This window comes from Methylobacterium sp. 190mf (genome assembly GCF_900107945.1).
GTDB lineage: Bacteria > Pseudomonadota > Alphaproteobacteria > Rhizobiales > Beijerinckiaceae > Methylobacterium.
On record NZ_FNVI01000023.1, the window covers coordinates 73,808 to 87,943 of the forward strand.

At 65.7% G+C, this 14,136-nt stretch carries 14 protein-coding genes; 7 read left to right on the plus strand and 7 right to left on the minus strand.

What is annotated here, in order from left to right; all coding sequences use genetic code 11:
• Positions 1–27 precede the first annotated feature (27 nt).
• From C4T42_RS24035 to C4T42_RS24045, 3 genes are all read left to right on the plus strand, one after another.
• Positions 28–834: an enoyl-CoA hydratase-related protein gene (locus C4T42_RS24035; protein WP_020096249.1), complete on the plus strand. Its 807-nt coding sequence runs from the start codon at positions 28–30 to the stop codon at positions 832–834.
• Positions 835–1,007: 173 nt separating this feature from the next.
• Positions 1,008–2,357, plus strand: coding sequence for an MFS transporter (locus C4T42_RS24040; protein WP_103985989.1), 1,350 nt, complete (start codon positions 1,008–1,010; stop codon positions 2,355–2,357).
• Positions 2,358–2,497: 140 nt separating this feature from the next.
• Complete coding sequence (locus tag C4T42_RS24045; protein ID WP_103985990.1) at positions 2,498–3,298, plus strand: alpha/beta hydrolase; 801 nt, start codon at positions 2,498–2,500, stop codon at positions 3,296–3,298.
• A 595-nt stretch (positions 3,299–3,893) separates the two neighbouring features.
• On the opposite strand, the gene C4T42_RS24050 is transcribed toward C4T42_RS24045, so the two are convergent.
• From C4T42_RS24050 to C4T42_RS24065, 4 genes are all read right to left on the minus strand, one after another.
• A complete protein-coding gene (locus C4T42_RS24050; protein ID WP_091683068.1) occupies positions 3,894–4,745 on the minus strand; it encodes a fumarylacetoacetate hydrolase family protein in 852 nt (283 codons plus the stop codon).
• A 14-nt stretch (positions 4,746–4,759) separates the two neighbouring features.
• Positions 4,760–5,416 carry a hypothetical protein gene (locus tag C4T42_RS24055; protein ID WP_056531139.1) on the minus strand — a complete coding sequence of 219 codons (657 nt, stop codon included), beginning with the start codon at positions 5,414–5,416 and terminating at the stop codon, positions 4,760–4,762.
• Positions 5,413–6,807 carry an MFS transporter gene (locus C4T42_RS24060; protein WP_244527064.1) on the minus strand — a complete coding sequence of 465 codons (1,395 nt, stop codon included), beginning with the start codon at positions 6,805–6,807 and terminating at the stop codon, positions 5,413–5,415. The genes C4T42_RS24055 and C4T42_RS24060 overlap by 4 nt, the downstream gene beginning before the upstream one ends.
• Positions 6,808–6,887: 80 nt before the next feature.
• The gene (locus C4T42_RS24065; RefSeq protein ID WP_020096256.1) at positions 6,888–7,376 is read right to left on the minus strand and encodes a carboxymuconolactone decarboxylase family protein; all 489 of its coding nucleotides are present in this window, start codon (positions 7,374–7,376) and stop codon (positions 6,888–6,890) included.
• Positions 7,377–7,553: 177 nt separating this feature from the next.
• Here C4T42_RS24065 and C4T42_RS24070 point away from each other — a divergent pair, with 177 nt between their 5' ends.
• The 4 genes from C4T42_RS24070 to C4T42_RS32500 all read left to right on the plus strand — a co-directional run bounded on the left by C4T42_RS24070 (position 7,554) and on the right by C4T42_RS32500 (position 11,788).
• Complete coding sequence (locus C4T42_RS24070) at positions 7,554–8,489, plus strand: LysR substrate-binding domain-containing protein (RefSeq protein ID WP_244527063.1); 936 nt, start codon at positions 7,554–7,556, stop codon at positions 8,487–8,489.
• A gap of 74 nt (positions 8,490–8,563) precedes the next feature.
• Positions 8,564–9,214 (plus strand): polysaccharide deacetylase family protein, encoded by a 651-nt coding sequence (locus C4T42_RS24075; RefSeq protein ID WP_029359437.1) that lies wholly within the window; start codon positions 8,564–8,566, stop codon positions 9,212–9,214.
• A gap of 201 nt (positions 9,215–9,415) precedes the next feature.
• Positions 9,416–10,792 (plus strand): MFS transporter, encoded by a 1,377-nt coding sequence (locus C4T42_RS24080; protein WP_103985991.1) that lies wholly within the window; start codon positions 9,416–9,418, stop codon positions 10,790–10,792.
• 480 nt (positions 10,793–11,272) lie between these two features.
• A complete protein-coding gene (locus C4T42_RS32500) occupies positions 11,273–11,788 on the plus strand; it encodes an STM3941 family protein (RefSeq protein ID WP_244603270.1) in 516 nt (171 codons plus the stop codon).
• Positions 11,789–11,803: 15 nt separating this feature from the next.
• Here C4T42_RS32500 and C4T42_RS24090 read toward each other — a convergent pair whose 3' ends face one another.
• The 3 genes from C4T42_RS24090 to C4T42_RS32780 all read right to left on the minus strand — a co-directional run bounded on the left by C4T42_RS24090 (position 11,804) and on the right by C4T42_RS32780 (position 13,680).
• Entirely contained in the window at positions 11,804–13,039 is a 1,236-nt protein-coding gene (locus C4T42_RS24090) for a crosslink repair DNA glycosylase YcaQ family protein (RefSeq protein WP_020096261.1), read from the minus strand.
• Positions 13,040–13,120: 81 nt separating this feature from the next.
• On the minus strand, positions 13,121–13,384 hold the full coding sequence (locus tag C4T42_RS24095) for a hypothetical protein (protein WP_020096262.1): 264 nt from the start codon (positions 13,382–13,384) through the stop codon (positions 13,121–13,123).
• 173 nt (positions 13,385–13,557) lie between these two features.
• Positions 13,558–13,680 carry a hypothetical protein gene (locus C4T42_RS32780; protein WP_020096263.1) on the minus strand — a complete coding sequence of 41 codons (123 nt, stop codon included), beginning with the start codon at positions 13,678–13,680 and terminating at the stop codon, positions 13,558–13,560.
• Positions 13,681–14,136: the final 456 nt, after the last annotated feature.

Below are 14,136 nucleotides of genomic sequence, written 5' to 3' on the forward strand. Positions count from 1 at the left end.
CCGAATCACAAGCGAGAGACCAAACCCATGACGAGCGACACCCACACCATCGACCCGCGCCTGACGAACCTCGACGGGTTCCGCGTCGAGATCGACTCGGAGCGCGAGCGCGCCGACGTGATCCTGGCGCGGCCGCCCATGAACGTCATTGCGATGCCCCAGCGCGACGAGATCCGTAAGGTATTCGAGGCGCTGGACGAGGATCCCCGCGTGCGGGTCATCGTCCTGCGGGCGGAGGGCGAACACTTCTCGTCGGGGGGCTACATCAAGGGCTTCCTCGACGCCTCGCCCGAGCACGTCTCGAAGCTCGCCTGGAACATGGCGGCGCCGGCCCGCTGCTCGAAGCCCGTCATCGCCGCCAACCGGGGCTATACGTTCGGCGTCGGCTTCGAGATCTCGCTGGCCTGCGACTTCCGCATCGTCTCCGAGACCTGCCGTTACGCCCTGCCCGAGCAGAAGCTCGGGCAGATTCCCGGCTCCGGCGGCTCGGCCCGTCTCCAGAAGATCGTTGGCATCACCCGGACCAAGGACATCGTGATGCGCTCCAAGCGCATCCCCGGACGGCAGGCCCTCGACTGGGGCATCGCCACCGAATGCGTGGCCGACGCGGACCTGGAGAAGGCCACCGACGCGCTGGTCGACGAATTGCGCGCCTTCTCCCCCATCGCCCAGCGCACCGCCAAGAAGCTCCTCAACGACACCGAGGATGCGAGCCTCTCCATCGCCATCGAGCTCGAAGGGCATTGCTACAGCCGCCTGCGGCAGGCCGATGACTTCCGCGAGGGCGTCGAAGCGTTCCACGCCAAGCGCGCGCCGCGCTTCACCGGCTCATAGCCCGGCCGCGCCGGGGGGCTGCATAGCGGCTCCCCCCATCCCGTGACCTTCACCGCATCGCTTCGATCCCGCCCAGGCGGGAAACGACGGCGCGCGCCCGAATGGCTCCCATCCAGACCCAGAGCCCGAACCGGCCCCACCGCGGCAACGACCGCATCCCCCGGAGGAACCCCATGCAGACCGCCGCCACCTTCGCATCCGATCCCCCCGCCCTCGCCAGGCCCACCGGCCGGCAGACGGCGACGGCCGCCATGGCCTCGCTGTTCGGCTGGGGGCTCGATCTCTTCGACCTGTTCATTCTGCTCTACGTGGCGCCGGTCGTCGGCACCTTGTTCTTCCCGGCGGACAAGCCGATGCTGTCGCTGGCCGGAGCCTATGCCTCCTTCGCGGTAACGCTGCTGATCCGGCCCCTCGGCTCCGCCCTGTTCGGCTCCTATGCGGACCGCTTCGGCCGCCGCCGCGCCCTCATGGTGGCGGTGATCGGCGTCGGCCTGTCGACGGCGGTCTTCGGCCTCCTGCCGACGGTCGGCCAGATCGGATGGCTCGCCACCGGGATCTTCCTATTCTTCCGCCTCGTCCAGGGCGTCTTCGTCGGCGGTGTCGTTGCGGCATCCCACACGATCGGTACGGAATCTGTGCCGGAGCGGTGGCGGGGGCTGATGTCCGGGGCGGTCGGCAGCGGGGGCTCGGCCATCGGCGGCCTCCTGGCCTCCCTGGTCTTCTATCTCGTCTCGCTCATGGCGCCGGGCGAGGCCTTCGCCGACTGGGGCTGGCGGGTGATGTTCTTCTCGGGCCTACTGACCTCGGTGATCGGCCTGATCCTCTTCCGCAACCTCGAGGAATCCCCGATCTTCAAGGAACTGCAGGCCCGCAAGGCCGCGCTCCGGGAGAGTGCTCCGGCGAAGGCCTCGCCGATCCGCTCGCTGTTCTCGCCGTCCAACCGGGGAAGCTTCGCGGTCGCGACGCTCATCTCCTTCGGCGGCGGCGCGGCCTACTACCTCACGTCCGGCTACCTGCCGACCCTCCTCAAGCTCGTGAACGGCGTACCGAACGCCACCGCCTCGATGATCCTGATCGGCGCCAACGTGGCGGCGGCGATCGGCGCCTGCGGCATGGGCGAACTGAGCCAGCATATCGGGCGCAAGCGGTCGTTCTTGCTGATGGGAGTCATCCGCCTGTTCGCCTTTCCCGTTCTCTTCCTGACCATGGCGAACACGACGAGCCTCATGGGGGTCGCGGCCTGTGCCTTCCTTCTCTCGCTCATCGCCAACGCCAGCTACGCGCCGCTGTTGATCTTCCTCAATGAAAAATTCCCGACGGCGGTACGGGCCACGGGGACGGGCCTGACCTGGAATATCGGCTTCGCGCTGGGCGGCATGCTGCCGACGTTCGTCTCCCTCATCGCCGATGGGCCGACGCAGATCCCGATGGTGCTGACGGTCGTGATGACATGCGTCACGCTAGTCTATCTCGTTGGCGCCGTTATCACTCCGGAGACGCAGGGCAACCTCGACCGGGCGTGACGGCCCCCCATGCAGGCGGAGCCACCTCCCAGGGCGAGCGTTCTGCTGGTCCTCCGCCTGCACGCCCCTGACCAGTCCGTCCTTCCCTATTCCGAGGGAAGGACGATACGTGCTGGTCGAATCCCGGTGGGAGCGATGAAATGGCTCGTCTGCAATCCTCCGGCTTCTTCGATCTCGGCGATGGTCGACTGGAATATCATTTCGTCGGTCGACAGCCGGAGGTGGCCCCCACGCTTGTGTTGCTCCACGAAGGCCTCGGTTCGGCGATGCAATGGGGCGCCCTGCCCGAGACCCTCGCCCAAACGACAGAGTGCGGTGTCCTGGCCGTCTCCCGCCAGGGATATGGCGCGTCGAGCCCGGTGCCCTTGCCTCGCCCGGCCGACTATCTCGAGCACGAGGCCCGCACAGTCCTCCCGCGGTTACTCGACGCCGCAGATTTCAGGAGCGGCGTGTTGATCGGCCACTCCGACGGCGCCTCGATCGCCGCTCTCGCCTTGGCGGAAGGCGATGCCCGCCTGCGGGGCGGTGTGCTGATGGCGCCGCATTTCTTCGTGGAGGAGGTCACGCTGTCCGCGATCCGGCGAACCCGAGCCGCCTACGAGCGGGGGCTCTTGAGGACCCGCCTCGGCCGCTGGCACACCGATGTCGAAGGGGCCTTCCGTGGCTGGAACGACGCATGGCTGGATCCGGCCCGGCGCGGATGGACGATCGAGGCTGCGCTGACACGCCTGACCGTCCCCGTGACACTTATACAGGGAACCGAGGACGCCTACGGGACGCAAGCCCAGATCGCTGCAGCCCGCAGATCATGTCCACCCAGCCTGCTCACAGTCCGTGAGATGCCGGGTGTCGGTCATGAACCACATCGCGAAGCTTTCGCGGACACGGTCGCTCTCATCTCGGCTTTCGTCGAGTATGTCTTGAAAGACAAACCAGGATAAGGATCTACACAATCCTGACGGCGCTATGATGAATGACGGAGCTGTCTCCGACAACAGAAGCACATCTTCAGTTCGCGATTCTGCGAGAGGCCGAAACGCCACGTCTGCTATATGTCCCGCACTTCCGCAAATCGCCTTTCCGCTTCCGGCCAGCATTTTCCATCACGAAGCACTTCTGTAAACGTCTTCGATGAGTGGTTTTCTGTCTATCGAATTTCGGCCAGCAAGGCATGAAAGCGAACGTCGGCCACATGCATACTCACGAGGGAAGCCAGGCATTGGCCTGCTTGAGGTGAGCGCCATTTGTTCGTTCAGGTGTGAGGCCTAGATCATGCCGCTATGCCACGCCATCTTCGGCCACTACCTCCCGCGTCACGGCGAATTGGCCAACACAGCCCGTAGTGCTCCGCATTTCACTGCGTTCGTGGTCAGCACGTGCAATGCCGTTGCAAAGTTCTGCACCTGCCGCACATTGAAGCGGACCTACGGGCCTAAGATCGCGATCCTGCGAAATGCATGATCCGAGCAGGCCGCCGGCTCAGCCCGGATTGGATGGCGGGTCGCCCTCCCGACCCTGAGCCGGCCGACAGGCGCCCTAGCCGTGATCGGTCCGCCGGATGCGCTGGCTTTGCTGCCCGAGGCCCTCTATCCCTAGCGAGACCGTGTCGCCCGGCTGCAACCAGACGGGCTTGGGCTTGATCCCCATGCCGACGCCCGGCGGCGTGCCCGTCGCGATGATGTCGCCCGGCAGGAGCGTCATGTACCGACTGCAGTACGCGATGATCTCGCGAACGCCGAAGATCATCGTGCGCGAATTGCCCGTCTGACGGCGGGTTCCATTCACGTCGAGCCACATGTCGAGCTGCTGCGGATCGTGGATCTCGTCCTTTGTCACGAGCCAGGGTCCAATTGGACCGAACGTATCGCATCCCTTGCCCTTGTCCCATTGGCTGGACTGAAGCTGGAAGGCCCGCTCCGAGACGTCGTTCACGACGCAGTATCCGGCAACATGATCGAGGGCGTGCTCCTCGGTGACGTACTGCGCCGTCGATCCGATCACGACGCCGAGTTCCACTTCCCAGTCGAGCTTGGTTGAGTCGCGGGGCTGGATCGTGTCGTCGTTCGGCCCGCAGACGGCGCTCGGAGCCTTGAGGAAGATGATTGGCTCGCTCGGGATGGCCATGCCGGCCTCGGCCGCGTGGTCCGAGTAGTTGAGCCCGATGCAGATGAACTTCGAGAGGCCTGTGAAGGGAACGCCGAGGCGGGGGCTTCCTTCTACCCGGGGCAGCCGCGTCGGATCCGTCTGTGCGATCCTGGCGAGACCGTCGGGCGCGAGTTCGGACGGACCAAGATCACGGCACACCGACGAGAGGTCGCGGAGGACGCCTGCAGCATCGACCAGAGCAGGCCGCTCGGACCCAACCTCACCGTAACGACAGAGCTTCATCGATCATCTCCGGATCAAGGGCGAATCAAGTGGGAGGAAGCCGGTCCAGCGGGTGCCCCTTCGGCAAGAGAGCTGAGCCAGTCGCGGGCGAGGGGCACATCGGCCGGTGTCAGGTCGTGGCCGCAGGGTAGGACATGGTGGGTCGCTTCGGCGCCCAGCTCGGTCAGGCAAAGTGCCAGATCGGCCCCGAGTGCCGGCGGCGCGATCGTATCCGTCTCGCCCGAGACAACGACGGCGCGCTGCCCGACAAGGGCAGCGGCCGCGGTACCAGTCAGCGGTGGAACGGCGCGCAACAGGATCGCGCCCGTCAGAAGAGCAGGATGCAGAAGCATGAGTGCGGCCGCGATGTTGGCTCCGTTCGAGAAGCCGAGGGCAAGCGGGGGCCCGAAACCGTAACGGTCGCGGGCGGCCGCGACGAAGGCCGCCAGCTCATCGGCTCGGCGGACGACCTCGGATGAATCGAAACGACCGTCCGGATGGCGAGCGAAGTGGCGCAGCTTGCCACCTTCCGATACGGCTCCGCGGACGGCCAGCATCGGCGCGCCGGGGGCCGCTGCCTGGGCAAAGGGCACAAGCTCGTCTTCGTCACCTCCGGTGCCGTGCAGCAGGAGGAGCGGCGATCGGCTCCCTTCCGACGCATACCAGCGGTGGGCCAAGCTATCGAGGCTCACCGGCCTGCCTCCGACCCGAAACTGAGCCCGGAGTTGGCGGGGTGGGGCGTGACTCGCGTGAACGGGCGGCGTGTCGCCAGGAGTAGCACCACGATGCCCGTCAGCATCAAGCCCGTCATGAACCACAGGCCGGGCGTCAGGCTCCCCGTCGCGTTCCGGATCCAGCCCAGCAGGAAGGGGCTCACGAAGCCACCCGTGAGGCCAAGGCAGTTGATCAGCGCCAAGCCGCCCGCGGCCGAACGCTCGGGGAGATAGGCCATCGGGATGCCGTAGAAGATCGGCATCGCGCCGAAGAGCGTCGCGGTCGCGACGGAGAGCAGTGCCAGGACGACTGGAAGGTTCGCGCCGGCGAGGGACGCCCCAATCAGCGCGCAGGCACCGACACCGACACAGACGGCGTAGTGCCACCGCCGCTCTTGCCGTCGGTCCGAGCGTCGGGACAGCCACACCATGCCGATGCCGCCGATCGCATAGGGGATTACGGACCATAGGCCAATTGCGGCGGCTCCCTGGACACCGGCGGCCTGCATCATCACGGGCATCCAGAAGGTGATCGCATAGAGCCCGCAGACGAGGGTGAAGTACGCCAGCGCGAGGACGTAGATTCGTGGGTCGCGGAACGCCGCACCGAATGCATGGCCGCCGGCAGCCAAGTTCGCGTCCCGGTCGATCTCTGCCAAAAGGAGCATCTTCTCGGATGATGTCAGCCAGGGAGCATCTTGAGGCTTGTCGACGAGGATCCGGAGCGCGACGAGCCCGAGAAGCACGGCCGGCATGCCCTCCAGAAGGAACATCCACTGCCAGCCCCTGAGGCCGAGGACGCCCTGCATGCCTTCGAGGATGAAGCCTGAGACAGGTGCACCGATCACACCGGCGAGCATGCTGCCGCTCAGAAAAATTGCAGTCATTTCCGCCCGGCGGCGGTTCGGATACCAGAGCGTCAGATAGTACATCACCCCGGGGGCGAGGCCCGCCTCGAACGCTCCCAGGATCAGCCTCAGCGCGTAGAACGAATGGGGCCCGGTGATGAACATCGTTGCCGAGGAGGCGAGCCCCCACAGGATTAGGATGCGCGCCAGCGTTCGCCGGGCGCCGACGCGCTGAAGGACGAAGTTGCTCGGGACTTCGCACAGAAAGTAACTGACGAAAAATAGTCCGGCGGCGAGGCCGTAAACCGCGTCGTTGAAGCCCAGCTCCGCGCGCATGTGCAACTGCGCGTAGCCGATATTCACCCGGTCGAGATAGGCAGCCACGTAGCATGCGAAGAGGAACGGCAGCAGCCGCCACTGCAATTTTCGATAGAGTGCGGCGCTATCCACATCATCCGTCGCGAATGACTTAGCCGGCGGTCGGCCAAGCACGGGCGGATCACCTCCGGGCGTCACGTCCATTTTCATGATCTCCCTATTCTGTTCCGGAACTTCCGTCCGGTTCGAAGGCACGCCGGGCGCAAGTTCTCTCGCGCTCGCCCTCAGAGACGTGAGAACCAGTCCTCAAGTTCGATATTGAGGGGGAGGAGGATGCGAACGACGCAGTTGTACCAAGCCGTCGTCAGGACCAGTTCTAGTCGCTCCTGCTCGTCCAGGAACCCGCACAATTCGGCCCAGAGGCCGTCATCGACACGGCCGGTCCGCGTCACGTCGCGAGCGAAGCGCATGACGGCGCGTTCGGAAGCGGTGAACCGGTCATCCGTCTCGAACTGCGCAAGCTGCTCCAGCTTGGCTTGGGACAGCCCGGCCTTCACCGCCGAGTTCCAGTGATGCGCGACCTCGTAGTCAGCCCGCGTCTCAAGCCCGACCGTCAGGACGGCTAGTTCGCGAAGTTGCCGGTCGAGCAGAGTGCTCTGGCGCAGCGACATCGCCATCGCGAGAACCCCGTCACACAGCGCAGGCGCGTTGGCGACGGCGAGAAAGACGTTCTCGACCGGCTTTCCCCGCAGCGCTTCCAGGCGGTCGAACAATCCCTGGTGATCTGGTCCGACGCTGGCCCGGCTCGCGTTCCCAATCCTCGGCACTTCGAGCTCCCAATCAGGGCGTTTGCGCGGAGTGGCGGACCGTGAAGGTAGAAGCCGTCAGCCCAGCGTCAGCATCGTATAGCGCGCCGGGTTGCATCGATATAATGATATCGATGCATTCAATTGATCGATGCCGTCGATCGAACGGGCAGACCGATGGAACTCCGTCACCTGCGTTACTTCGTGGCTCTGGCTGAGCACCTGAGCTTCACCCGGGCCGCGCGGCAGACGCACATCACCCAATCGACCCTGTCTCACCAGATCCGGCAACTGGAGGATCAGGTCGGGCAACGCCTGTTCGACCGCGTCGGCAAGCGCGTGTTCCTCACTGAAGCCGGGCAGAACCTGCTGCCCCGTGTCCTACGGGCCCTCGGCGAACTGGACGAGGGCCTTCGGGCGCTGTCCCCCCAGGATCAGGTCCTGACCGGTTGGCTTAGGATCGCCGCGACGCACACCTTTAACGTCAATCTCGTCCCCGCCTGCCTGACCGAGTTCCTCACCCGCAATCCTTCGATGCGCGTCGTCGTGGAGGAACTCGCCGCTAGCGTGATCGAGGAGCGGCTCCTAGCCGGTGCCCTCGATCTCGGAATCTCCTACAGGCCAGACCACCAGCAGGATCTCGCCTTCGAACCCCTCTATGACGAGCCTCTGGATCTCGTGCTTTCGCCTGAACACCGGTGGGCAGCCCGGAAATGGGTCCGCATGGCGGAACTCCACCATCAGCCGGTCGTGTTGCTCTCACCGGAATTCACCACCCGCAGGCTGCTGGATGACTGCTTCCGGCAATGCGGCGCCGTCCCGCACCTCGTCGCAGAGATGAACACGATCGGTCCCATCCTCGGCCTCGTTCGGCGTATGAACATCGTCGCGATCCTGTCGAGACAGGCCGTCCCAGAGGATGGGACGCTTTTGTCGGTTCCTCTGGAAACTCCCACGCCCATGCGGAGCCCTGGCGTGCTATTGCGCCGGAACGAGGTCCTGCCTCCGCACGTCGCATCCTTCCTGCACACGCTCCGACGAGCCTGCGATAAGGCTTCTCATTCGACGCGTCGGTTGTAGCGGGGATGTCGTCGCGGGAGCTCGCCAGTGTGTCCACGACCGCTACGGCGAACGAGCCCGAATTGGAGTCAGATATGGCAGCCAAGCAGGTCACCCTCACCTTCGACAACGGCCCCACACCACATGTGACGGATCAGATCCTGGGGATCCTAGACCGGGCCGGAATCAAGACCACCTTCTTCGTGATCGGGCAGAGGCTCGACGACCCCGCTGCAGCCGATCTCATGCGGGCTGCTCATACAGCGGGGCATTGGATCGGAAATCACACCTTTACGCATTCGGTGGCACTCGGGGACCGGACGGACCGGGACTATGCGCTCCGAGAGATCGAGGAGACGCAGCAAAGGATCGGTTCGCTGACGCGACCGGAGAAGCTCTTCCGCCCCTACGGGAACGACGGACTGATCGGCCGGCATCTGTTGAGTCGGGCGGCGCTCGATCACCTCCTCGCCGAACGCTACACGACGATCACCTGGAACAGCGTCCCCGGTGACTGGAAGGACGCGGACGGCTGGGTCGAGACCGCGATGGCCCAGGTGCGGGAGCAGGACTGGAGTGTCATGGTCATTCATGACATCGAGGCTGGATGCCTCGTCCGGTTGCCTGAGCTGCTTCAACGTCTGACAGATCTTGGAGCGACCTTCGAGCAGGCGATTCCGAGGTCGGTGATTTTGACCGAAGCGGGACGGACTGTGTCGATGTCTCCGGACTTCATGGCCGATTGATCGGCACACCCTCGCAGGGCGTGCGACAGATCTGCCGGCATCATCGATCGATGGCATCGATTGAAACGACGAAAATATATCATCGCAACACTGCAAAATGGCCTGCTATGCTTCGTAGCGAGACTTGGCTCGGTCGGGACGGCGCGAATTATTCGAACAGGATCGCGCCGCGGAAGCCAAGCTCGCGATGGGGGATTTGGAATGGCCGATGCGTCCAAGACGCGCGTTGCTATCGAGCAAGCGTCTGAGAACGAACGAGCCAGGATCTATCGGAAGATCAGCCTCCGGCTGATCCCGATGATTTTCCTATGCTATGTCCTGAACTACATCGACCGTGTAAACGTCAGCTTCGCCAAGTTGACGTTCCAGAGTGACATCGGCCTGTCGGACGCGAGTTACGGCTTCGGCGTCGGCATCTTCTACGTCGGGTACATCCTCTTCGAGGTGCCGAGCAATCTTCTCCTTGGCCGCATTGGCGCGCGGAAGACGCTGACACGTATCATGTGTCTGTGGGGCCTCGTGTCCTGCTCGATGGCGTTTGTGACGAGCCCGGCGACCTTCTACCTGGCTAGGATCCTACTCGGTGCGGCCGAAGCTGGCTTCTTCCCGGGCATCGTCCTCTACCTCACCTTCTGGTTCCCCCATCGCCTGCGCGGGCGGGTGATGTCGCTGTTCGTCCTCGCCATTGCGGTGTCGGGCATCGTAGGCGGACCAGCCTCCGGTTGGATCATCCAGCACCTCGCTGGCGCGGCCGGCTTCAAGGGCTGGCAATGGCTGTTTCTCGTAGAGGGGGCGCTGCCGGTACTCGTCGGAGTCGGCGCGTTCTTTGTGCTGAGTGACCGACCCGCGGATGCCGCCTGGCTGACGCCACGGGAGAAGGCGATCGTGGCGGCCGATCTCTCATCCGGGACCTTCGAACAGGGACCCGCGCCCGCGAGGGCCTTCCTGTCGGCCCTGCGAAATCCGAAGCTGTGGATCGCGACCTTCGGATATTTCTCCATCACCTGGGCGGGGACCGTTCTGAACTTCTGGGCGCCGACGATTATCCATCGATCGGGCGTAGCCGACGTGTTCAGCGTCGGGCTCTTGTCGGCGATCCCCTATTCCGTGGGTGCCGTCGGCATGCTCCTGCTGTGCCGTAGTTCGGACCGGCGGCTCGAGCGGCGGTGGCATTTCGCCCTATCCGCCTTCCTGGCCGCGACGGCCGCCCTCGCCATCTCCCTCGTCGCGCAGAACGTTGCGGCGGCCATCGCCTGCCTGGCCCTGCTCGCCATCGGCTATCTGTCGGCGACCGCCCTGTTCTGGACCATACCGGTGCGCTTCCTGACCGAAGCCGAAGCCGTGGGAAGTCTCGCCTTCATCAGCAGCATGGGGCAGGTCGGAAGCCTGGCGGCGCCAATCGCGTTCGGATTTTTCACGAGCCTGACGGGCGGTCTCGCCGTCTCGACGGGTCTCGTCGCTTTCGTCCTTGCCACCGGCGGAATGGCTATTCTCTCCCTCCGCAACCCGCGTTTGGTTGAAAGACCTCTGTCATCAAAGCCAATAAACACGGGCTGCGACTTCGGCACGCGGTCGTGACATCGCTCCTGTCGCTAGTGTCCAATTCCACAGCGGGCATGCTCTGAAGCGGATCGGCCGCTTACGGCCAGACTACGTCTCGCCGGATCGTCGGGGCGCGTAGGACCGACCGTTTCGCTTCGCGCTCAACCCGGCCATTCGGGGTACACCGCCGTGTTCTCCGAAGCGGACGCTCCGGCAGCGCCACGCGTAAGACGGTGGATCGCGCGCACCTGCTCTCGATTGTCGAGAAGATCCAGGCCAGGAATGCCGCCCCGCTGATCCGCGCTGAGGCCGTCGCGGCGGATGCGTCTTCATTCGGGCCTGCCTGAACAAGGTGGAGAATCAACCCGAACGCGCCCGCGCCGAGGCGTTCTGGGACCGCGTCATGCAGGAAGTCGCCCAACATCGGCTACGGTATCGCCTTCGGGCGCGCGATAGTCGCTCTCCCGAGGAGCGACCTGGCGCAGGTCAGCCCATCGCATTGCGGAGTTCGCCTACGTGGATGTCGTCGAGATCCATCGCTCGCCGTGGCGGACCATCGGCCTCTTCCTGGCCTCCGTCGGTTTCGCGGCCTTCGCCGGCTGGCTGATCTATGCGCACCCGACAATCGGGCGCACGGCCGTGACGCCCGGAAGCTTCGCCGAGTTCGAGGCCTATGCCGGCGTCGCGTTCTTCGGCCTCTGCACGGTGCTGATGTTCCCCAAGCTGTTCCAGTCGAAACCGGTGGTGTCCGTCGGGCCGCGTGGGATCTACGATCGCAGGCTGTCGACCGACTGGATCCCCTGGGAGACGATCCGCAGCGTGACCCCGATGCAAATCCAGCGGCAGCGCATGCTGGTGCTGGAGATCGACCCGACGGCCGACGCGCATCTGTCCTGGACGAAGGGGGCGCGCCGCAGGGCCAAACTGAATCGGGTCTTCGGGCGGTCCGGTTACTGGATGACGGCGGCCGATCTGCGCGGCGGCTTCCCGGCATTGGCCGAGGCGGTGTCCGCGGCCCGGCGCAACGCGTAGCCTGGGGTCCGCCGGCTATTCCATCGCCGCCCGGTCGCTCATCCGGGAACTGACCCGGTGATCGCGGCTCTCCAGCCCGGCTGTCGACGAAATCACGACGTCGGACAGGCCGAGCCACGAGGCCATCAATCGCAACTCCGCGAGTATCCGCTCCATCGTAGCCGCCGGCGCACCCGGCTCTTGATGCGCGCGTAGGACGATCAGCGCCCCGGCCCGTCGATCCGCCTTCAGGTCGACCCTGGCTACCAGCGCGCCGTCCATGAGGAACGGCAGCACGTAGTAGCCGTGCTCGCGCTTGTGGGCGGGCGTGTAGATCTCGAGGCGGTACCGGAATCCGAAGAGGCGCTCCGTCCGTGGCCGGTGCCAGACGAGCGGGTCGAACGGCGACAGGAGGGCCGCGCCGCGGTGACGGCGGCCGGGCCGGGCATCCCTGTGCAGGTACGCCTGCTGCTGCCATCCGCGGACGGTCACGGGAATGAGCACGCCCTCCTCGACGAGCTGCTCGATGGGCAGGCGCGCCTCGGTCGGCGAAAGGCGGTAGTAGTCGCGCAGGTCGTTCGCGGTCGCCACGCCGAGCGCCTCCGCGGATCGCGCGACGAGTTCGCGCCGGGCGTCCACCGGAGCCGGGGTCGGTCGGGCGAGGACGGAGCGGGGCAGCACCCGTTCGGGCAGGTCGTACACGCGCTCGAAGCTGCCCCTCCGATGCGTCGACGCCACGAGTCCCGCCCAAAAGAGCCATTCGAGCGCGTGCTTGGCATCGCTCCAGACCCACATGCCCTTGGACGCCTTCGGGCCCGAGACGTCGGAGGCAGCCAGCGGGCCCTCCTGCCCGATCCGGGCGAGCATGGCGTCCGCCTCCGCGCGCCGCTCGCCCGCGAACGCCTTGAGCTGGTTCCATACGCCGTGGCCCTGGCGGGCGCGGTCCATGCGCCAGCGCAGCAGAGGCTGGAGATCGATCGGCAGGAGGGACGCCTCGTGACCCCAGTACTCGAAGAAGCGCTTCGAGCCTGCGACAGCCAGGGCGTCGAGGGCGCCGCGGTCGTAGGGCCCCAGGCGCGAGAACAGCGGCATGTAGTGGGCGCGGACGAGGACGTTCACGCTGTCGATCTGGAGCAGGCCCAGGCGGCCTATCTGCCGACGCATCCGCGAGACGGCGATCCCGTCCGACAGCGGGCGCATGCCGAGGCCCTGGGCGGTCAGCGCGATGCGGCGCGCTTCGGTAATCGACAGTTCCAGCTTCGATCCAGCCATGGGATGGGCGGGGAGGCGGGCGTCACGATCCTACGGCCGCAGGTGCTGACCTTCGGAGGATAACCCTCCACCGTCATCTGCTCAGCGGATCGTGTGGCTGGCGGCCTCGACGGTGGCTGGCCGGGACGGCTTGTTGAACACCGTCTGGCAGCCCGGACTCAGGCGCGCCCTGTTCCGGACCATGCAGGCCGTGATCCGGTCACGGTCCGGGATCTCGCTCAGGCAGAGCTTGAATGCGTCTCCTCGGCACAGGCGCGCCGCCTCGGCATCGTCGGCCCTGGCGGGCGTGCCGACGAAGGGCGTCGATGCGACGACGACGGCGGACAGACAGACGATTGCTTTCATGGTGCCGAGGTGCCCGATCTGGATCCTTCCGAAGGGCGGGCGTCCGATGGGCCAAGTGGCATCTGCGCTCGCCGATCCCACAACAGGATCCGGAACCTCGGGTTCCGCCCGGGGATGCCGCCCCATGCGCCCGGCACAGGCGCACCATTCGTGGGCAGGGCCAGCGGCCCGGTCTACCGGTCGCAGCGGCCGTCGATCCGGTCCTGAAGACCAGTCGCGACATAGACGAAGGCGCCGAGCAGGGCGACGGCCGTGGGCGTCGCAAACAGGAGCCACGTGTAGTCGTGCGGGCTCATCGCAGCTCCTTCGCACCCAGGGGGAGGGGCGTGCCCGCCCATGGATGGACCCGAACGGCGGGAAGCGATAGCCGGCCGGGCCTCAGGCTCGGCTTCCCGGCTACCTCGTGGCGCAGCGCTTCAGGGTGAACGGCTCGCCGGCCTTGAAGCCGCGTGCGATCGACGCGATCATCGTGTCGCCGGCGACCGAGAGCGTCCATCGCGCCTTCCTGGCCGAAGGACCGCCGCCGCAGACCTCGTCGAGCTTCCATCCGAAGCTGCCGGCCGTACCGCTCCCAAGAAAAAACGCCCCCGACGTTTCTGACGAGGGCGCGAGGTGCGTTGAGGACGACCCATGCGTCAGGTCACTGGTATAATGCATGCCAGAGCGAGAGGTGCAACTCCCGAGTCCCGGCCACCTAGCTTGCGATCCGCGCTGGGACCACAACGGCTGCCTCGATCCAGTTTGCAGTCGGG